General features: G+C 52.6%; 1 protein-coding gene (cut by a window edge). It reads right to left on the bottom strand.

Going from position 1 to position 24,156, the window contains the following annotated elements:
* Positions 1–24,156, bottom strand: the 3' portion of a protein-coding gene (locus ACOYW0_RS00060) for an Ig-like domain-containing protein (protein ID WP_482416584.1). The gene runs 17,067 nt beyond the window's last position; 24,156 of the gene's 41,223 nt are visible here — the last part of the coding sequence; its start codon lies off the right edge, out of view; its stop codon occupies positions 1–3.

Raw genomic sequence — 24,156 nt, forward strand, 5'->3', positions numbered from 1 at the left:
TTAGTGAAGCATTGGACGAATTTTCTCAATAGCTACAGCGCCAGCGTCATAGCAATCATTTGCATCATAGTCTATCAGCCCCATGACCACCCATTCATCATCATACTGCAGAACACATTGCGAAGTTTTACTGTCTTTAACATTCGGTACCCTTAATTCTCCCTTTGTGAGCCACGACTCATCATACTCGTATGTTCGAACAACACAGTCGTACCCTGCTGAGCTTTCCGGGTTGATTATGTCAACAACCATCGTGTTGTTTTCAACAATAAAATTATTTCCATAGTAATATCGATCATAAGAGTTGCTTGTCATTCTATCAACTTGTGGAAAATCAGTATTTGATAAATCAAATGTATATATCGCGCCGTTTATGTTAGATGACCAGTAACTCTCCTTACCAACCCTCCCAACGACGGCAACCCCATCGCCCAATTGAACTTGATTCCCGAATTTCTGAGATTTTGTTGAATCTGAAGGTATCAGTGATTTACTAAAAACAAATCGATCATTTTCCCACGTATACAAATACGCAGCCCCAGCATCTTTATTGGCACTATCACACCGAGGTGCTCCCACAATCAGATGCTCACCGTCAATATCCAGAGACGCACCAAATCGATCACCTTCTGTTGAGGTTGGGTTAAGTAATTTCTGCTGTTCAAGCCACATGCCATCGGAAAGTTCATAAACAAAGACAGATTCTTCGTTAGCAACGCAAGAAACAGCGAGCCTCCCATTGTGTAGCGAGAGGTGTGAACCAAAGTCGTCATGTTCTACTCTATCCGAACATTCAAGGGATGAGTGGTAACGCCACGCATTATCCAAGTAATGATACACAAACACAGCTCCGGAGGGTTTTCCCGGACCATTGTCTGCGTACCGATCGGTCACAAAAAGCCATTCTCCGCCAAGCAAAACAGATGAAATATCTCTAAAATTGGTATCACTGTTTCCGCCTTTCAGTACCGTATCTTCAACCCAACCTTGACCACTGTTGTGAAAAATAACTACATGCTCCCTGCTTCCAGCAGAAGCCAACCACTCATCGCTGATTGATGTGTACAAGCCGAATATCCCATCCCTGCGAACATCACTGTCGAGTAAAAGATAGCCACTTTCATGTTCGGAAACATTACCTGTTTTGGCCACCTCACCATGAACTTTTAGTTGCGGGGTATACAGATCGAGGTTGCCTGTTGAATTTGTTTCAAATCGAGCATTTCCTAAGACATTGACATGGTTGAAGGCTCTAAACTTCATTGAAACACCATTGGCATAAACAGAGAGCTTGTCATTAATATTCAAGGCACCGTAAAATGTTGAATCCAGGTTGGTAAGACTCAGGTCGGTTATGTCCGAATTGCCCATCACCATAAGGTTCGATGAAAAATTTTCCGATTTTACTGCTGAGAAAAGGGTATCAACCTGCAAGTCCCCTTTTACGGTCAGTTTCGTATTGTTCACAGAGAGTTTATATACAGAGACATCACCGGAAAAGGCCGTTTCTCCTCCGGTACCGCTACCGACGATATTCATGTCACCCTCGACACGAATCATCGGTGTATTGATATTGGCTTTCTGACCATCTTTGTTTGTGATGGAAAAATCTTCGAAAACATGCATGCCTTTTGTTGCGACAACAGAGTGGGGTACCGGATAAAGAACCATCTTGCCAAGCACCTCTAACCTTCCGTTTACACTCAACTGCCAGTTTTCAAGCTCAAGCTCATCAACAATCACGTCCCTATTAAAAATAAAGTGAGAGCCGCCCACATAATTGCTATCAGGAAGTAATCTTTCCTGATTGGAATTGAGGACAACCCCCGTTTCCAAGGTGGTATCAATCACCCCATTCAACCCACCAGCCCCAGACAGTACCAACGTGTTTCCCTTAAAGTCTGCATACGCCCCATTGACGTAAAGCTCTTTCAATCGATGCACACCTGTCAGGGTTTGCCCAACAGAGTAGGATAAATCATCACTGGATTTGATAAGGAGGCCTGTCTTGCCCTGGGTCCCGGCAATTTCATAACAGGGAGCTTTGATATCCTGTGAATCCAGAGCCACCAAATACCCACCGTAGTCGACACCGGCATTGTTAACCAACCCTAGTTCAGTGGAAATTTTGATATCAGCTATATAAGGATATGAATTAGGTTCAACACTCCAGTTTTCTATATACACACTGTAGGTGCCGCTCTTCAGGTCAATGGATGATTCCTCAGGGACACTTTGTGGTTCAGATATACCCCACTCATCTGCCCGGACCACTTTCCAGACATAACCCAAGCCACTGAGGCCCCTCAGGTCGAATTCAACGCGAATATCTTCTTTTACCACAAAGTCATGAACTTCAGATTTTACCCCCCACTCCATGCCCTCATTCCTGAACACTCCTGTAAGAACACGCTCTTCCATGGGCATCTCGGATTCAACAAGCCACATGTCATTTCCCATGTCTTCTACATTTGTTATGACACGAGGCCCGATGAGGTTGAACTTGTTGGTCAACCCCATCTCATCAAGCTCAGAGTTTTCACCGATCTCAAGCACGCCCTGTTGCCCGGTTTCGCGGATAAATGCGGTACCCGGTATGTTTCCGGACGTATCAAGGCTATTCTGAACAGGCGATATGGCCTGCCCGTACTCAAGAACGATCCGACCGCCTTTTCCGGTTAACCCATGCCCTGCAGATGTAAGGGCTGACTGTGTGCATAAGTCCAAATCCCCAGCCACGCGGATAGCGATGCTTCCACCCCCGGTATTCGAATCGGGCTTTCCATCAGCTTTGATGAAAGAGTTGAGCATTTTCATCGAACCACACACAGCGTTGACCACCCCGCCTCCACTTGAGGTGGTATCAATGGAGATTCCGTCGCGCATGGGTATTTCAACACCCAGGCCATATTTCCCGGGGAGAGAACCATGCAGGTAGTCGTCCATGGCACCGAGAAACAAATCATTTGCATCCACCGAGCCTTTGCCGCTTACATCGATTTTCGAGCCATTGAGAATACTGAGTTTACCGCCAACCTGCAGAGACAAGGGATACCAAATCCCGCTGATTGCGTCGGGAACGGTCAAGACGGCGCCGTTGTTTAAATCGAAGCCTCCAGATACATCAACCGTTGGCGAGACAATAAGTACGCCAGCTCCATCTGCTGAAACATTTCCCGCTGTAAGGGATAAAGCATGGAGCGAGCTGTTCGCGCCCGATATCTGGACATCGTTTTCGACATCAACGCCATTGATGGCTCTAAGAGTAGAACCGGTGATGGTCACACTGTTGGCGATCACTTTCCCAACAATGCATTTATCTTTCGTTACTTCAAGATGATCCATTTCAATGGGCGGTTCGTAGAATTCTTTGACACCCATGACATTTTCAGCATTGGAAACATATGCAGTATTTGCATGAATTCGCCCGGATGAATACAACCTGAGCCCATCAGAAACATAAAACTTGTCTATTCTCATAACGCCGATAAACTCGTTTCCGACCATGGAATTCAAGTCAACTAGCGATTTCACAACAAACCAATTGTCTCCATTATCAAGTATCTCATACAAAGGCGCATCAATATCCTTGGCATCCAAGCTCACCTTATAGCCAATAAAGCCATTAATCCACCTTGCGTGATTCGGTTTCTGCCAACCTTTTGACTCGTCGGCAGTGATCTTATACAGATGATTTTGACTATCAATCAGTTCTACAGATGAAACGACACCCTTACCGACAGAGGGAAGAGTTGCTTCACCTTCCACCCCCATATCAAACCAAGCCCCATTAAAGAACACCAAATTCCCGAATTCACCACTATATTTTCGAGTAAAAACAGTCCCTCGATCTGCCATCATGGACAAACTAAGATATTCTGATTCTTTTCCACCTTTTTCTTCACAATAATCCCCGTAATGAATACTGATTCGCCCTCCGGCACTCAAATCTTTAGTATTAAACTTCGAAAAGCCACCCACCGCTTGAATAGTACCATAACCTACGATGTGATCAGCATGAATGACGATGGATCCACCGGCGCCGCAACCATACCACTTATACAACTCATCAGAATATCCGAGCGCATCTTGACCATTTGCGGTTATCACTCCGTCAATATTCAAATGCGATGTCTTGATATCAAGAACACCGCCACCGGAGGTCATAGGAACCATTATGCTTTTTCCCAATGCACTATCGTAAAGTTCAGCTCCGGAACTTCCTCCGGGAAACAGAGGCCTGTCAAACCGATCATATGCACAAATACGCTCTGGTTTATAAGGCCAATTCGGACCGATGAACATCCCATCGCCACCATGAGCTGCATTTCTCGCAACTTCACCATGGTGATTGCTTGATAGAACCGGTACTGCATTGATTGAGGCGTCTTCGGAAATATCTATCACCTCTTTGGCGTACAGCGTGGCTCCATATTTGACAAAAACGGTTCCGCCATCATCAATCCGAAGAGAATTCATAGGTATTGTGGTTTCCAGTATCAGTTTTCCTCCACTTGCCACGACAACATCTGCAGAGGTCATCTCTTGAGACGCATATTGCTCCCCATGAATTGTAAATGCTTTAGTTCCCCACCCTCTAATCTCGCGTTTGATTACCTGTTTTGTTTTTACCCCAGAAATATCCTCTACAGTAACGGTCACTGTTACATCATCTCCGTTAGCCGCATTGCCTTTGACCTTCACATTCAGTTGCTGAAAGCTTGCATGTAAGTTTTCCAAGCGTATTCTTTGGACTTTCGAACTGTCTTCCACGGCCCCACTGGATTCAATGGTCAACTCCTTCAGAGAAGTCACACCAACCATAAAAATATCCAGAGAAAGTGCCATACCGGGAGCAGCAAAGGCAGAGTCAATCGACGCATGGACGATAGGCGCAGCATCGTTGGTGATAACATCTATGAGATATGGTTCAGAAAAAGTGATCCGGCCGGAAGATTCTATACCGATAACCCTATATTCATACTCTCCCTCTTCAATTCCTGAATGACAATGAATAGGAATTCTCACCACAAATTCATCATTGGTTTGTGCCCATTGTTGGTTATCTAACCGCACAGTTTTATTCCTACGAAGTTCCTCATATTGAACCGAATCGGCGAAATGACTTACCCCAAGAAGTTCCGCTGATTCTTGAAGTGCTTCATGGGCAGCCTCTTCATTATAAATACCTTGTAAAAACTCATCAGGTTTCCACCCCACGGGGTATAAACCGACAGCGATGGTTTTAAGATCGCGTCCAAGGTCAAGGGCCTTAACCTCCAGAACAGTGGAAGCGTTGCTCCCCAACGCATCGGGACGCCTATTCTCAGGCACGGTGAGTTGTGGAGCAGCATCATTTTCAACATGAAATGCAATGGTATGCTCAGCGACTCGCCCAACATTTGATGTAATGAGCAAACGCATCTCCTGAAGCCCCTGGCGTTGAATTGCTTTGTATGCAGCAACGCCTTCCAATCGAAATACAGTACCGTCGGAAGTGCTAAACCTGTATCCGACCTTCTCACCATCAAATCCATCGGGAACGTTGACCCATTCAATTGATTTCACCCCAGAAGACGCATCAATTAAAAATGAAACAGGCCTGAAATCAGAAATTCTCCAGTCAGCAACAGTACCGGAAGCAGGCAAACGAAGCGCTCCATTGGGTTCTGGATACAGCATCTCAATGACAGGAGCCGCACTATTTGAATCGGGAATGACGACATTCAGGGCCCAGCTTCCAATGGGATAGGTCCTGAAACCTGACGCTACTTTTTCCAGAACTTTTACCTCAAGTCTATGGGGCCCAAGATCATTGGGAGTAAGCTGATAAGACTTGTCAATTCTCCTATAAACCTCTTTTCCATCCATGGTTGTTCGAGGAATCATCCGGGTTGCGAAAGAAGACTTTCCAAATACGGTTCCTGCAACAGGCTTCACAACAATCGACACGTCGGATTGCTCTTCTGCACACCCTTTGCACACCAATCGTTTAAAATCTTTTCCGACATCCAGCGAGACACGATATTCCCCAGGCATCAAAACAACATATGGATTGTTAATATCCCGATACATTTTCATTTCCTGAATATACTCGGAGGCACCTTTATTATTGGCACCAAACGACACATACCAATTCTGAACAGTATCGCTTGTTATTGATCCTGAGTAGCTCTCCAATTCATCGTCAACAGCAATCTTGTACAATCCATACTCTTCAATTACCAAATTGAATTCAATGGGTGCCACTGCCGCATAGTTATCTTCAAGCTGCATTAAGACTGTATAATTGGTGATGTATTTCTCATCAGCCTTCACTTTATGCACCGAATACCCCTCACCAGCCATTTGCTCTATGGATATATCAAACGACTCTCCATCGTCGTGTCCCACAGGTAAATAGTATGGTTCAGAGTGTTTTGTCATCAAATCATCCGCCAGAAAATATTGATCGGTTTTATTCGAAAAATAACGGCAATCGAAACCGACAAGAAAAAGGTAATGTCCATCCGACAAGTCAAAAGAATCAGTGACCCCTTCATCTGACGTCACATAGGATGAGATACCTGTGATTGTATTATTGGAATCCAACCGATACATAACAACCGTTGCGTTACCAGTCGATGCGGTCAAGTGAAATCTATATTGCCCTGTATCAACTGCATGGAAGTAGAATGGGGACCATTCTGCTCTGTCATATTGACCGTGAAAGACCTCGATATCCTTTTCTATGAGCCTCAAACGTTCTGACACAGTTGTATTCAGTTTCAGCTCGGGCCACGGTTTATATGAATCTGTCTCCAACAATTTTCCATCGAGGTAATATTGCACCTCAACTTGGTTGAAAGCATCGTCAGTTACTGTCAAAGGCACCTGCAATGGTTCACCCAAACCAAGCTCAATCGTCCCTCCGGGGTCACCAGCCATTTGAACATCAGGTGCAGAGTCAGGCACAACAGGAACTTTGATGTCATATGCCTTACGAACAGAGGCTTTCCCAACCATCCTTTTCAGGACTATTGGATCTGAATTAATCGATACCGCAGCCCACCTAGAATAACTATACTCACAAATCACATTAGATGAGCCCACCTGAGATCCCGGCAAAATATTCGGAGCTGTCAACAATAATTCAAGATCTCCGGTTATTGTATTGCCCCAAATCCAATAACCGGCATCATTCTGATAAACGAGTAAGTTGCTATGGCCCCCAACTTTACGGTATACCCCGTTGGCATCTGATGGTGAATCGATCCCTTGAACTATATATGCTTCTTCTTTCGTGCCCTGATAATCAAGACAAACAGATACGTCACCTTGTGTATCATCGGGCACACCATCCAGAAAACGTATACGCACATGCTTTGCATCCGTTTTAAGAAAATCGTCATATCTTAAATAGCGATCATAAACAGGCATTGTATTATGCTGAACGACCTCAGCATAAACCGGCGCCCGTTGAAGGGTTGGCAAACCACTTTGTTCAACGGTAAAAAGTGGAATTTCTTTACCATCGACTTTAACGGACACTACATCACAAGCTGTAGGGCTATGCACCTCCAGCCACACATTGCCATGATCCGCCCCTGCATAAAGCTTCTGTGCCGGTGTCGTAGGCATTAAACGAACCACCCTGGCCTCAAGGGATTCCGGTGTAACGGTAAGATCACAGGATGCTTCCCAAGGGCCGAGACGTACCGTGAGGGTGGCAGTACCATCTGCATGGGTATTGAATATCCCGTTGCCATCGTGGGTCGCTACGGATTCATTGCTGCTTGCGTACTGAACACCGTAGTCATAGCTTCCTATAGAAATATCGTAGCTCGAGCCGAGGACTGTCATTGTCGCCGTGACATTCAGGCTCACCGATGGAGGCTGGTCGGAACACCATTCCACCTCGTACTCTTCGGGAGTGACAACCAGGGCAGTCACCCAAGGGGCTATATCCAGGCCGTCCACACTGTTGGGGTTGTTACCCGTGGCGATCTCAAGGTAATCGGAAAGACCGTCGCCGTCGGAATCTGCCACCAATGGATTGGTGTGGTGGGTATTTGCCTCTTCACCATCTGCAAGGCCATCACCGTCGCTGTCGGCATCATTCAGGGAGGTGCCAATGGCAAGCTCTTCAGCGTTCGTCAGGTTGTCGCCGTCGGTGTCCTCCTGGGCATCGGCGATGCCGTCACCATCTGTGTCGGTTGTGGTGGGGTTCAGATTAAGGGTGATCTCAAGTTCGTTTTTCAAGCCATCGCCATCAAAATCGCCACCCACCAGAAGTACAGGCATGGAGAGGGTATTGGCTACCCGAAGGATACCGCCATCCCCGTACATCCCGGAAAGGCTCATGGTAACAGAGGTACCGTCAGCAAAGCCGTCACCTGAAAAAACCGGCATGGTGAAAGTGGAATCGGTCCAGTCAAAGGGGGCTTCCTTGTCGCCCACCATGACCTTCGCTTTATACAGGTAATCCAGGCTCCAGCCATCCCCCACCAAAAGGTCCAAGGATTTCACGGATCCTTCGAGAGCATAGGGAGTGCTCTGAGCCGGCAGGGCGACGTGGGGACTCTGAATGGAAATCTTCTGGAAAAGTGCGGGATCGCCTTCCGCGACACCGGTGAGGTTGGACAAGGACGTATCAAAGCTATAGAACCGATTCAGTGCAACTCCGTCCGTGAAGGTCCATGAGGCCGTCTGTTCATCGATACTGCAGAGTCCGGGCGCAGGGGTGCCTTCAAGGCTGACAGCCAGGGCTTCGGTGAGGTCATCTGAGGTCACCGGCTCAGTGAAGGTCAGAATGACAGAAGGATTGATATTGTTGTGCGCAACCTCAAATTCCGCGCTTGCAATGGCGGGTAATTTTTTAAGGAAAGAAAGTTCCAGTGTATTACTGTCGTCAAAGGACTCACTGACAGCATTGTATGAATAATCCAGTTGATCGGTAATATCAGAGGCCGAGACCACCACGTCTTCCCTGGTGCCATCCGTGACATCAAAGTCGGCGATTCCTTCGTAGAGCCTTACCTCAAAAGAATTTTTACCGTCCGAAAGGGCATCTCCAGTCAATGAGACCATCGCACTGAAATCTGTGGAGCCATAATATGTTTCTCCGCATATTGTCTCTGTGACGATATTGCCAAATCGATCCACAATACTCATCCGGACAGTGGCGGCTTCACCCACTTCAAGGCGCTCCTTGTCGCCAAGATCAGAATTGCTCTGTTCCACCTTGGCAAATCGAAGCCCTTCGGCCTTGCCCGGTTTCACAGCAAGGGGTAGCAACGAGGTCTCCACCATTGCCGTTTGGCTTGCCCCATCGTCATCATAGAGAGATAGGACTTGGGGCTTCCCGTTCACGTCGATGCCGAGCATATGGTCTCCGCTCAATTCCCCGACGTACAAGGCCACCTCGGCACGACCGTTGATAAGGCTCACCCGTGCCCTTTCCCCCGTGATGCATTGGCATGCATCTCCCGTCAGGGTTGTGATGGCCACATTGTCTGCAAAGGCAAAGGTATGGTTCGGAGACGATGTGGTGATGGATACCACCTCGTCGTTGACGGCTTTCAACACGTTCCCGGCTTGATCTTCAGCCCTCAGGCGAATGACGATTCCGCTGTCCACCTCCACAGGAGGCATGTAATCAAAGGCGATATGATGGAGCTGACCCGAGAGCACCTCCACATCGTAAGAAACCTGAATTCCCGGAAACTCAACGAGGCGGGCGCCAAATGTGTACTTACCTGCCTTGCGAACAGTATCGATATCCACAATTGCGGTTCCGTCCGCCCCGGTTTCACCGAGATCAGGGAAAACGTCTGTCCCTTCAGGCCCTTTGAGCATCTCCCAGCGCACCTTTTGCACGGGAACAGGGCGACCCGCAGAATCGGTGACTCGCACCTGCATGGCGGCAGCTTCACCGGCCATGACAAACTCTTTGTTCAACGTATCGCCCCCTGTGGCAAAAAGCCTGATGTCATTTGGAAGCTGCGTCAGCTCCACACGTTTCTCTTTGGTATCTTGTGACTGGCCAAGCCCATCGGTGACCCGGATCAGGTACCGGAACTCGTCGCCGTTGGCATCATTTTCCGGCATGGGAATCACCAGGTTGTGATGGTCCGACGTCGGAACAAAAGATGCCATGACTCTGGGTTTGTCTTCGGAAAGAGCGATCACCTCAACGATCAGGCCGTCGAGGCCTGCATCATCAAGAGAAGCAAGGTGATCAAAGGACATGCGATAATGCCCCCCAAAGAACGCATGGGGCCCAGCGTCAATGGTCAAGGGGGAAAGGTTCGGTGCCGTATCCCGGACCACCGTTACAGAAACGGTTTTTTCCACGACCTGATTCAGGCTGTCAGAAACTGTCACCACAAGATTCTCGGTTGTATCGGTTGTGAGCCGCTTCTCTCGGTGATCCTTGATATCAACATCCACGGACGAAGTGGTCCCGGATGTGGGGACACTGTAAGTTTTATTATTCCAACGTGCGGATACGGTGCTGACATTCAGGTCATCTTCAGCCTCCACATGCAGGATGAACTCTCCCTGCTCGCGAACCGGTCCCTTGGCCTCCACCTTGCCGATTACGGGCGGCGCGTCTCCCACTGCAGTCCATACGACGGGAGACTCATATGTTCGCTCATTCCCGGCATGATCCCTTGCGTAGACACTATATTGAAATGTCTCTCCTTTTTCGGGGGCCTTTTCATTGTACTGAAGTAACCCGTTTTGAAAGGCTGCAGCAACGATTACCCCGTTTCGCTTCAGAAGGGCCAGTTCAATTCCGCTCCCATTGTCGCCACCCCCATTATCATCCAGGTCAACATTCACCGTAAAACTGTGCCCCTTCACCGGATTACCGTCCAGAAGCGTTCCGGTGAGTGAAATGGAAGAAATCGTCGGCCTGTAGGCATCCTCAAAGCGAGAAACAATCAACGCATTTTTCACCTCACAGCTGTTTCCAAACTCATCAATAGCCCTTGCCGTAAATCGGTAGCCGCTGCCTTCAGGGATATCCCTGTAAATCACATACTCCGGTCCGTAATGCTTCCCGATAATATCAAAAGCTCCGTTCAGCGGATTGAACTGGTAGAACTCCACCTGGGAAACGGCCTGGGTGCTACTCTCCACCTGCGCCCTCAACTCCAAGGGTTTGGGGCACCAAAAATTTGAGGCCTCAAGGGTTACCGTGAAGGGGTTCGATGGCAGCGCCTCCCCTTGAAGCACAACGTTACGGTCCAACGAGGTCAAGGTTTCGCCCCAGACGGTCTCCATCTCACACGTGATGGTAAAGGTCCGCCCGTTGGGAAGATACCCGGGGACCTGAACATGGGCGTCAAAGGGTGCCGTTGTCACATGGGCAACAACGTCCCCTTCGATACGGGTCATCTCTACCCCGTCAACTTCATAAGGAACCTCTTTGCGGTTAATAATGTACCTCACCGCGTTGACGCCCTCGGGTGAAGCCAGACTCATATGGATACTCTCGGCCTGGCCAAATGTGGTGTCGACATGGGGCAGGCCCATTGACGATGCGGCGGAAAGCACCTGGGGAGAGACTCGATGCATGGTTAGGCCAAAGGCACCGTGGCCGATAAGGAGCCTGTCGTCTTGAACGGCAAGGCCTGTAACCGGCTTGTCTGTACGGAAAAGAGGGGCCGGTGCATACGCCTCGCCAAATGTTGCAGGCACCCTGTGAATCTCCCTGTTGAGCCCAACCCATGCACAGCCCTGGGAGGCATCAAGGGCATGGATAACTGCCCCGAAGTCAATGGCTCCGTCGGCTTTGCCGGATGCGGCCCCGCTTCCGTCCAGTCCGACCCGATACAGCACCGTATCCATGGCAAAGAACAGGTACTGCCCGTCACAAGACATCAGGCGCACAGGATCTTTTGAATTCACAACCGGGGTTTGCCGGACCCAGGTGTACGCGTCCACGGGCAGCGATTCGATATCAACACGGAACACCTTGCCTCCCTGGGTGCTCACCAGAAGGCTTGAACCGGCAGAAGCAAGGGCCACGATGTTTTCCGAATCGGAGACCTCAAGCTCCCCTTTTTTTGTGGGGTCTTTACGGTCTGCAACGTACAGGAAGGAGCCGACAGATGCTGCGATCATGTGCTTTGAGACATGAAGATGTTCAAAGTGACGGCCGCTGAATATCGTCGTGGTGTTACCCGACTCATCAACAGAAACGACCCGACCAGCGTCATGGTGCAGAAGGTAAACGGTGCCTTCCTTCTCTTCCACCTCCGTTACGGCAAGGGAGTAAGGAGACGGGTAGACACTTTCCTGCCACAACGTATCACCGCCTGAAGTCACCATCACCGCGCCGTAGGTCGATGCGGCAGCCACTCCAAGCCTGCCGTTGAAGGCAACATCGACGATCTCTCCCCTGGGCCTGGGTGACGTATGGATTATCACAGGGGTGCGATCTGTTGGGACAGGAATGACGACGGTACCTTGCCTGCCGCCTATCCACAGCTTGCCACCGCTCACAACGGCCGAGGAGACATCATGCCCAAGATCCATCTCAAACTCACCAATCACTTCGGGCTGCCTGCTGTCTCTGACATCCACGACCTGAAGCATTCCTTTAGATGAAAGCCCGATGAGATACCCCTGGAGGGCAAGCAGGTGATCGGCATCCATGCCCACGGCATAGCGCCCCACATTCAGGAAGGCATCCAGGGTATAAAGCGTCCCGTTTGAATCTGCCAGATAAAGTTCTTCGCCTTCCGCAGTAAGCCCGGTAAAAAGTCCGGAAAGCTGTTTTTCTTCCTTAAAATCATGGGTGAGCACCCGTACTTCGGAGCGGGTGAGGATAACGAAATGATTCCCCCAGGTAACGATTCGGCGCACCTCTCCTGCGGTCTCCACGGAAGGTCCTATGGTAACGGTATTGCCGGACAAGGTTACTGAATGCACCACGCCGTCTATGGCCAGCAAGGCACCGTTGCCCGCCACCGCAAGATGAGTGACGTCACCATCCACGGCCTCCGTGCTCAAGACGCGATACGAGTCGGCTGGGTCCACAACAACGATACCGATGTCGTCCAGGGCCATAATCAGACGATCGGCGAGGAAATCAAATGCCGTAACGTGGGAATCAAGCTTTACCTGATGGCTTGAATCACCCTGCTTTCGCTCAACGTAAAGGGTTCTTCCATCGGCAAACAGAATGCCGTCCGCATCGGGGCGGGCACAGGTGAACGGCCGGGTCTCCGTCGCTGTTTCAAAGGAGAGGATATCCACCACCTCGATGGTTTTTTCCGTCTTGCTTTCATTGCCCATGCCGTCATCGGCCTTGGCGACAATGGTCAGGCGATCTGTGCCATAAGGTACGGTTAGTTCGGCAGTATCATCGGAAGCGGCAAGCAACAGGCCCTCCGCATCCAGAATCTCGATGCGCCTTTCAAGGTCCGCGTCGGCAGGGACAGAAACCGATGCGTTCATTAAAGACCCCGGCATGATACGTGTTCCAACACCGGAAATCACCGGCTTGGCGATGGTGTACCTTGGGTACACCTTGATGGCCGTCACATCAGAGGCCATATAGCGCAGCGTTTCGCCATAGTAGGCGCGAACGGCCACATAAAGCGAAGACCAGGTGTCCACCTCTGGCAACACCAACTCGATATCCGTGCTGTGCCGAAGGACAATGCGCCGATCCAGCGGAATGGGAGGAGGCTCCTCGCCCACAGACGCCGGGTTGACGTTGTACAGGCGCACTTCTGCATAACGGAAGGCATCCCCCTCATCCATGACCTCGGGTGCATCAAAGGAGACACGAAGAAGATTTCCTTCGGTATACGCGGCATTGTTCTCCGGGCTACGCACTTTCAACCGACCGTGGTCGATGCTGTTCTCACAAAAGGCAACGCTGTGGGTCATGATCGACCCCTCGTGGCTTAGGGTAAACACAGCGGTATCGCCCTCTTCCGCCACACGGCTCCATCTGCCGGTCATCCGCCCCACAGCAAAAGCGGCTTTACCCAAATCCGCACCAAGACCAAGCCCAAGGTTCCTGACACGGGCGTCATGATCCAGGGTCACCGCTACAGGCACATAGGCGCCACGGGCGATGACAGCATCCGAATCCGGGGCCACGGCTTCAGTCGTACAGGAGATATCATCAGGGTACGTGAGGAGCTTCCTCTCCTCCCGACCGGACCGGTCTTTGCGGATCACCGTCAGCTCTCCGTCGCCCGCATCCTTTCGAAAGACAGTCCAGGTACCCTCTGTCCCCCACAGGGGCGTTGCGGGAAGCCGTTGACCGGTTGCGTCTTCAAACCATACGGACTCACCTCCCAACACGTCGGCCACGGGAACAGTGATCACAACCCCCATGGGCATCTCCACGTACGTCGGCTCAAAGGATCCCGCGGCAGGGGTGGCCATAATATCGCGGCGACGAATCAGCCCTGGATCCTCTTCCAGGGGACCCTGGCAATCAAAAAGGTGATTTCCTATGAATACAAGGGCGTCTGCCCCTGAATTCATAAGTCCCACACGCTCATCTCCAAGCCATGCCTGCCAGGTGCCGGCAAGAACGGGGCCGTTGGATTGAATCCAAAGCATCTCTCCGTCAAAGCTCACCTGCCGGACGTCTCCACCGACGGCCAATGTACCGAGAAGCTCCAGAGTCCCCTCGGTTGTGCCGGTGGTTTCATCGGCTTCGGAAAGCCGATACCGGTTGACTGAATCCCGGGCCCAGGTCACCAGAGTTCGTCCACAGACAGCCATGCCTTGGGCCTGGCCCACGTGGGTATAAAATCGAGTTTCCAGTTGAGGCAGGGTATCGAAGGTAGCCCCAACCGCATAGAGCCCCCCACTTTCTGTCAGGAGGAAAAGCTGATCCCCACTGACAGCCATGGCTGCCAACGCATCTGTTATAACCAGACCGGCAAGGGGAATAAAATCGTCCCCTGCCATCAGGTACCCGTCGTAGAGGTCTCCATGCCGTGTAAAAAGAAGATCACCGCCGGCTCCAATAAGATCGCCAAGGAGCCTCTTTTCTCTAAGCGCACCGAACGCCCCTTTTTCCACCGGCCAGAAGAGAAGTTTTCGATCCCCGCCTGTGGTGTGCTGAGCCACAAGGCCTGTTCCGGTAAACGACAGGTTATCCAAACGACCTTCCCCGGAGGACCAGAGCCGGACGGCATCCGCATAGAGCTCACATCCCCCGCCCAGGTGGTTCGCAGACCAGGCCGCGGCATCGTGATCTGCACCCATCCCCGGCAACCCCACCAGGTCGCCGGTCAGCCAGTCAGAACTTTCCGGCGTAAAAAGAGTCTCCGTTCCTGAACCGATGTACGGCAACTTGGTCAGACTTCTTTCGACAACGTTCGAGTTGCCGGACCGATCAAACAGGGACGCCGTCACCTTCACGGCATCTCCGGACGCTCCGATGGCGATGCCCTGCATGCCTGTATCGTATGGGATTGTGGTTGTATTGCCGCTGCCTTCAGGCTCCTCCACCGTCAGGTTAGAGGCATCGGAGTAGTCTTCCATGTCTTGAGGCCTGACAGCCTCCACCCAGAGGGTGGTCCCGGTGAGCACCCGTTCTTCGGGCATCACGGCGTATTCCGGGCTTTCGAGGAGTTCGTCATCATCAAGGACATTTATAAAACGACGCGTTACCACAGCTATGGAAGGCTCTGCCTCATCATCGCCAGCAGATGATGAAACCTCCTCCACCAGGCGGAGGACGACCACCACATCTTCCTCCACAGAAGGAAGTGTCACCATTGCCTCAAATCGTTCCGGATCGTTTTCACCCCGTTTCACGACCACCGGCAAGGGGTTGGCCGGATCGTTTTCGTTACCGCCCAGGTCAAGGAACAACTTGGCCTCGGTGATATTTTTAAGGCCCACTTCAACGGCCACCTCTTCCCGTTCATGGAAGACCTTGCCGTCTTCGGGGGAATAGATGGCAAGCTGCGGTGCTCCTTTGGTGATATCATAGGCTCGCAGGACAACATGCTCATGGGCTGTGTTGCCGTTGTGATCCGTGGCCCGAACCGAGACTTTCACCTGATCCTCTGTCAGGGCCTGGAAGGCATAGACGGAAGGATTATCCAGTGCAGTCCAGACGCCTTCTCCAGGCTGCAAAGCGTCTTTCCCGTCACCGGTCTCTGTTCTCAAGACATCGAACCTGGCTTCGACACCGGCAATGCCGTACTTGTCGAAAGAACGAATAAGAACAGTGGTCGTCTCACCCATGGGAATACCGGCTCCATGCTGAGGAGACACAATGGTAAGGGTCGGCGGCGTAATGTCCTTATGCAGGTCGTAACTGTCCTGACGAGATTTTTTACCTGCCTTGCCGTACTTTACCGTCACCTCCACATCCACGGGGTAACTGTCCGGGGGCGGATTCATTCCGGTTATATCCACCAGCTTCGGGTTCAGGTAATTGAGCTTGAGCACCCTGGGGGACTCTGGTGAATCTGAGAGGCTCATTTTATACAGCTTGTTAAAAACTCGCAGGTCCCCTTGGTTCACCAAATCACAGTCCCGGCCTGTAAGATGAAAAATCAGGTCCGCCCGCATCATTTCCTCAGCCTCATCTGAATGGCCTTCGATGTGAGAATCCACCGAAATAGAAGAAATAATGATCTCGGGGTATCTCAACCCCACACGCACAACGTCTTCAGCAGCGTTTCCGGCACGATCCACCGCACGGACCTTGAAGGCCAGATGTGAATCCGTCTCACGGATATAAACTTCAAAGGCTTCCCCCTTCTGCAGGCTGAAGGGATTTCCGAACGTGAGGCCGTCGTCATAGGAGATTCGGACGGTATAGGGCTTCCAGTCCTTCAGAGACATGTTGTCTTGAGCGGCTGGGATAAATTCATAACTGCGGCATCGCGTCAGGAGCATCCCCTGGTCGACGGATGCGCCATCGCTTTTGCGGGTCAGGCCCAGGGACCTCGGGGCCAGGGTGTCACGGGTGGTGAACTCACACCCATAGCTACCGGTGCCATGGGCCGGGGCGTTGCCGTGAAGGTCTTCGATCCCGTTCAGTGAAACGGCGTATGTCATGTTGTTTGCAAAGGCAAACCCGCCTTTGGCTTTCAAGGTCACCCGGTTTCCCGAAACCGAAAGTTCAAAACGCTGAGAGATGTCTTCGTCATCCTCGCCGCTGTAATCCCGGTGCCTGGCCATGACCTTGTAAAAGGCACCTGTCGACAGCACAACAGGCTCATTGTATGCCAACACCACCGGCCGCTCGTAGCCAAGGGCCTGGGCACTTTGCCGCACAGGCCGGGTATCGTCGAGGCCCACAAGCGGCGCCGACTCTTTTTCTTCATCTGTCTCCGGTTTGATAAGGACAACCCGGTAGTTCTTGTCATGGTCGGTTTCCGGTGACTCAAACGTAATCTTGCCTCCCACAGCCTGGAACGACGTAACCTCGTTCAAAGGCCCGGGCTTCACTTCGCTTCCAACCTCAATCCAGTAAAGGTGCAATTTCCCTGAGAAACCGGTCCCTGTTATCGTAACGGTATCGCCACCGGAATCGCTCACCCGGTCACTGCCCCGCGGATTGCTTGACTCCACGGAGTTGATGCTCAAGGCTTCCACCACAGAGACCGCAACCGGTAACGTTGCCCCATATCCGGGCTGGGCTGCGGAAAGGGTGTAATATCCCGGTACGGAAACGGCGGCTGAGAATGTCAGTGTCAACCCGTCGTCACTTACATCCCATGTATCCACCTCCGTATCGTTCAGGCGGATGGACGTTGCCTGCTCCAGCCCCGTCCCCTTGACCACAAAGGAAGTCTCCCTTCCGGTGATGGTCATGGAGGGTTCAAGGGACAGCAACTCCATGGGAACCAGTCCGAACACCGGACGTGACGTCAGATACCAGGGGAGGTCATGGACGAGGCTCCCTCCGTCGATCACTCGCTGGGGTTCGTTAAACAGGGAAAGGGTGTAAAGCGAGTCCGTCTCATACCTGTCCCCGATGGCCCGGAACTGGAGTTCCCGGCCAAGAAGCCGGGTATCCCCTTCGAGAAGAGAGCCCGACGCATTCGACACATCCACGGCCACCTGTGTCCAGGCATCCAGGGAACCGGCAACGCCCAGAGACACCAGGGCGTCTGCATTGGCAATCCAGTGATCGGGTAAAAGTCCCGTCGTGTTGGCAAGGGGATGCACCAGACGATGCAACCTGGAACCCTCTATCCACTCGAGCTGTCCATGGTGAAATCGGAGCTGCGTCAAGCCACGAAGAGATGTTCCTTTATCCACCGTAACCACATGGCGCAGAGACAAAGTTGCCGCCGACTCTGAAGCAGCCACATCAAACAGCTCAAGGCGGGTTGACTCACCGGCGGCCAGGGCCACAAGCTCCCCTTCCACGGCCACATCCTTCACCCTTGAAACCAAACCGGTGCCCAGACACTCCAGCATCCCGCCACTCTTCAGTCGTCCGGTCAGAAAGACCTGCAACCGGTCCTCGGCCATCAGGGCCAGCCTCTGCGCGCCGAGCCTCAGGCCCGTGGGCTCAATCACACCATGAAGATAGGGTGCGGCAATGGGAGATTCCAACCAGTTATCCATGGAAAGGACCCGAAGCGTGTCCGGGGTCAGGACATAGAGCCACTGATCATCCCCCACCATGTCCACAGCATGAAGGGTGTCGTTTTCCGGGTAGAGTTCCAGCCCGGAGCCATGGATGCTCCCCCTTAAGAGTCGCGTCCCGAAGCGCCCCACAAACCGATTGCCTGAAAGATGCACGTCCGTTACGGCAAAGGCATCATGGTTTTCAATGGTGTTCACCTTCCTTGGGGCGTAGACATTGGAGAGGTTGTACAGATGAATGCGATACCGGTCCCCCGTCACAAACAACGCATGGGAACCGGAGAGAGCCATTGCCTTAATGGACCCAGGAAGATTCATGGTGGAAAGTTCCACCGGCACCACCCCGTCCCGCGTTGTGAAAAGCCGGGCATTCTCACCGGTTGCAAGCATCAGCAGATCCCCGTGGCGTGCACTGAGGGTGGCGTTGTCCACCTCGGTACCCATGAGAGAGACAGACACGTCTGTATTGACAGCTCGGTCCGATGCATCACTTAGATTGCTGACCGCAACGGTCAGGCAACCGACGGTGTTGTCGGGAATGCGAAAACTCATTCGCTGATAGTCGAGAAGCTCCAGGCCCTCTGCTGGCCTTCCGTTGATAAGAACACGGGTATGCGGTCCAAACCCCCGTCCCTCTATGGCAAAGGTCTCCCTGGCGTTGAACGTTGCCACGCGAGCCGATTCATGAAGTGTTCCGTGGGTATAACGACCGATTTTCTCAATGACAGGGTCCACCACATAGGTAAAAGCCCCGGAGATGGTATGGGAACGGGACCCATTGGCAACCGATATGCCCACGAGTCGGTTCTTCTCAGGCATGATTTCAAGGGCCGGAAGTTCGAACCAGAGCCCGGAATCGGTCTCGGTCCCGGTTGTCGTCACCCCACCGATGGTAATAACGGTTTCAGAGGTCAGGTTTTCACCGTGGATGAACACCTGATCCTTGCCACGCCAGGAGCCATAGACGGGTTCAAGGGAATCGATGTGCGGCAGGTACCCCGATTCCGCGGTAAAGACAAAACTGTAATCCCCTGAAAGGGTGCTGCCATGGACATCCGCCATGGCTCGTGACACCCGAATTCGATATTCACGACCGGCGGCAAAGGGGGCCTCCGGTGTGTAGTACAACCGAGAACCGGTGTTGTTCACGGTATGGGAAAGATACCCTTGAACCAGCTCACCGTGGGACTCTACTTCGACAAGGCTGTTTCCGAAGGTTTCAAGGAGTTCAGGATCAATGATTCGGTTAAACTGAATCTCCACGGCCCCGTCCACATGGAGAACGCCCCTGGGCCGGGGTATCTGATCAACAATGGTGAGCTGTCTGTTCGCCAGGGTATTCAGGCCACCGCCCAGCTGCCGAGGATTGGCACCCACCGGAACGGGATTCTCCGCAGGCTCCCCGTCCATATACACAAAGGCTGTCCCCGCATAGAGCGCACCACGACCGACGCCGATGGCCCCCACATCCCCTGTCACCGCATAGTAATTCTTCAAGCCGACCTTACGGCTGAAGACACCGTTAAGCCACGAACTGATATCAAACACCTGCAGGTCACCGGCTCCGGCCGCCACATACAGGGTCTGGCCGCAAAGGCTCATTTCCCCTGCATACAGGTCACCGGCCGGGATAAGATAGGAAAGGGCAAACTGGGTGATCACCCGGGCCTCACCATTGGGCATGACGGCAAACGAAACAACCGTGCCTTTGCTTCCCGAAGAGACAATCAGGAGGCCATCGCGAACAATCAATGAGTCGGGTTGGAAAAAATTATCGTTGGCGTCTCGCGTCGTGGTGGAATGAATCCGCTCGTATCCCCCTTCCATCAAATCGATGGAGACGACTTTGAAGGCGTGGGGTAAGGCCAGCCAGAGGGTTGAGCCCTCCAGTGCCATCTTATGGGGTTCCCCGCCGAGATCTCGCCGGGAAAGAAAATCAATCCGTCGCAGGGTGTTATCATCGGCCAGGCGATACATGTGCAGGCCTGAACGGCTGGTGATATAAAGGATGCCGTCTCGTACCCGAATGCTGTTTACCACATCCGGAGCAGCCGTGATGCCCTGCTCTTGGTCATCATACAGGAAGGGCTCCACGTGTATCATCTTGGGATCGGCGGGAAGGGTCAGATCAAAGACAAAGAGCTTGTTGCCGCCCACCAGGTAGAGCGTATCCCCTTCCAGGGCAATATCCCTGAACCCGTCGGGGGGCAACATGGCGTTCCAGTGATGGGGGGAGGTCTGATCAGCGCTCATCTTTTCAAGAAGAACGGGGTGCACCGGATCGGAGATATCGGAGATGACAAGCTGACCTCTGGGCGTGGTAAGCTCGGAGAGGACCTGGCCATTGGTATTGACAGTCGTGTATGATCCACCAGTCACGGCATAAAGCAGCTGATCTTTCATGACCATGGCTGTCACGGGGCTGGTCTGATGCCCGCTGTCAGAAAGGTCCACTGACCCGGTGGCCTGATTGGCGTAGAACCAGGCTCCGGACAGGACACTTTTTTCTTCGGGGAAAAGCGTGCTCTCGACGGAAACATCCACGGCACCGAAGGCTCCGGCAGGCACCCGAACTTCCACAAGGCTGCTGTCCCGCACCACAAGGTCGCCTGCCACGCTCCCGCCGAATCTCACCACCACGTCGTGGTTAAAACCGACACCGTAGATCTTGATAATGTTTCCACCCTGGGGCGGACCCGTTGCGGGATAAATATCCTGAAGTACAACCGCCGGTTGCACGATCATGGCACCGTTCAAGGGAAGCCCCATGCCGTCACGGACCACGGTAACCGAGAGGGCTGCCGTGTGTACAGCCAGGCTCAGCTCAGGAACGCTCACTTCGAGTTTGTCGTCTGTAACCGACAAAATCTGTGAGGCACTAATCGGAGTTTCCCCCAGGTAAACCGTCAGGCCATTTTTGGTATTGCCAAAATGCCTGCCATGAATAACCGCTGTTTCCGTTCCGTCACCGTGGAAGTAATGGTTTTTCTCCTCATCTCCCACCAGGCGAGCCACCGAAGCCACTTTGGGCATCATGCCGGCTGACACTTGATAGCCAAGGCTCACTGGGGTAATAAGGGCCCTGCCACTCAGCCCTTTGAGGGCCTGCGTAATCTCAAGGCTGGCGCTGCCGGTCCACCCCGGAGTCTCGTTTAGAGTAAGGGTGATGATTCCGCCATTCAGGGTGTTGATCCCTTCCAGGCTGTACTGAGCATCAAGGTTCTCACCCTCGCTGCCCACAAAGCGCACACCCGCCGCAAGGGTGGCAGAATCCGTATCGATCAGCTGATTCAACTGAATGGTGAGGGAGGCCCCGGGCACGAGGACGGCTCCGGCGGCAGGATAAACACCGGTAACGGCAAGATCCGGCACCGAACTCTCGTTGATGCCCTGACCACCGGCCACAAAAATCCCGCCCCCATGGGCAATGAGTTCACCGCCCTGATCAGCAACGGCATTCCAGTACACGGCCTGGAGCTGCTGCGATTCATCGGGTTGATAAATGGCGTACTCTGCTTCGGTGCTCACCAGGACTTGGCCGTACTGCACCAAAAGGGAAGCCCTGCCGTCTTCGCCGACCCGCCTGTCCAAATCGTGGGTGGTCCAGGAAACCGTTCCGCCCAGACCGTTGACAATGGCAATGTTCAGCACCCCGTTGCTCTCGTAAAGAATATAAAGGCTGTCATCCAGCCACTGGAGATCCAGAGGACGCCCGACCAATCCCTCTCGGGACAGAGAAAACGTGCTGTACCCCTCGGGGAAATCCAGTTCGGGGTCGTTGACATCAAAAAAGCGAATAAACCCACCGCCCAGCTCGTCGGCAACGGCCATGGCCAGAACACCGGTGCTTCGATTCAATGCCACATCTGTAGCTGTATACCCTGGAACCTTTGCCTTTCCGATTACATGGGGGTGCTCGGGGTCATGGATGCTCACGGTCAACAGCCCGTCACTGCCCGATGCAAGGTAGGCAAGGCCCCCATATACTTCAAGCCCGCTTACAGGCTGCTCGGTACGCACCTGCGCAAGGCGCAGAGGCCGTTCCCAGATGGAGATATCATAGATCTCCAAGCCTGATTCCATCAGGAATCGATTCGCCTGTGTCGGTGCTGCCCCTTTGTCGACACCCACATACATCAGGTTGCCGTCTGTCCGGGAGGCACCGATGCGCATGGGGGGGTAGTTGGGAAGGTCCATGCCGCGCCCGTCGGGCAGGGTGTAGGAAAAGTCCCCCACGTAAACCTCTTCGCCCGTCATGTCGAGATAGACACCGTAAAGATCCGGAGTCACGACACCGGGGAGAAGGAAACGGAAAGTCGACATATCCACGACATCATCTTCGAGGTTGACCAGATAAATTCCATCGGCGACCTCTTCGGTACGAATCTCATCTCCCCGCCGCGAACGCAGAATGACCTTTGCCCCGGGCAGGATCGCCTTCCTGTCGGCCGTGATGGTGGCATACCTGTTGCCTTTGATGGTGCCAGACGTGGGCGACAGGGTAAAGCGGGTCTCATCCGGGCTCGCTCCGATGACAATGCTACCCAAAAGGTCCGATGCAAAGTCACCATCTGTCACGCGCAGATGATGCTGTCCGTCTTCAAGGCCAAGAAGGTCCAGGGCTCCTGGGGAAAGGGTGAGGGTCTCTTCATCCGTTCGATCGAAGGCCACGGGGAAATGGTCCACAAACACCTTTAAGGTATCGGAAGTGCTGAAATGGCGCCCATGAACGGTAATCGTCGCACCATCGTTTCGGTGGTGCGCCCCGTTTTCAACGGAAATCACGTTGGGGCCTGCATGGGAGGCTGCTGCCGCTTTCACATGGCCTGTATAGGGGACCCAAAGCGCCCCTCCCCTGAGATTCCTGGCGTCGTTGATATGAATTTCATAGCCAACACCGGACTCCCGCTCAAAAGTGAATGCAAACGCCTCGGCTGAGCCGTCCTCCTCTTCCAACGGTGTGACGTTGCAGCTCACCGCCGTGCCGTTGTCGTAGCGATGCACCGAAACAGCTCCTTCAACAAGAAGAGAATCCGCGGCCATGAGCTCATTGAATCGGACAACGAACGCCTCACCTGACGCGAGGACCCCGCCTTCGTCCACTGACGTCGACAGGACCATGGCCCCGGGAAGCTCAAGGGTTTTTATCCCATGGGTTTCCGAAACCGTCAGAAGTCTCTCTTTATAAATATCGCAGGCGTCGACCACCTCATCGTTGCCCGCAGAGACAATTTTCGGCCGGGTGGGGTCGGCAATGTCCGCCACCACAACGCTGCCCTGATCCGATGAAAGAAAGAGAAGATTCCCATACCTTGCCAGCTTAATGATCCGCCCTTCGTTGGGCTGGATCTCTTTGTTAACTTGAAGGCTGAAGATCTCTTCGGGCTTTTCCTTATGGACCAGTTCCACCCCTGCATGGCCCACTGCAGCAATGAGATAGTCGCCATAGGAAAGAAGATCCATGACACCGTCGCTGAAGAGATACTCCCGGGTCAGGGCCGAGTCGAAAAGATTCACGGCCTGAACCACGGATTGCCCGGATCCCGAATCACTGGCCGCAACGGTGGAGCA

It is taken from the genome of Desulfoluna sp. HI9BLuna (assembly GCF_056829775.1).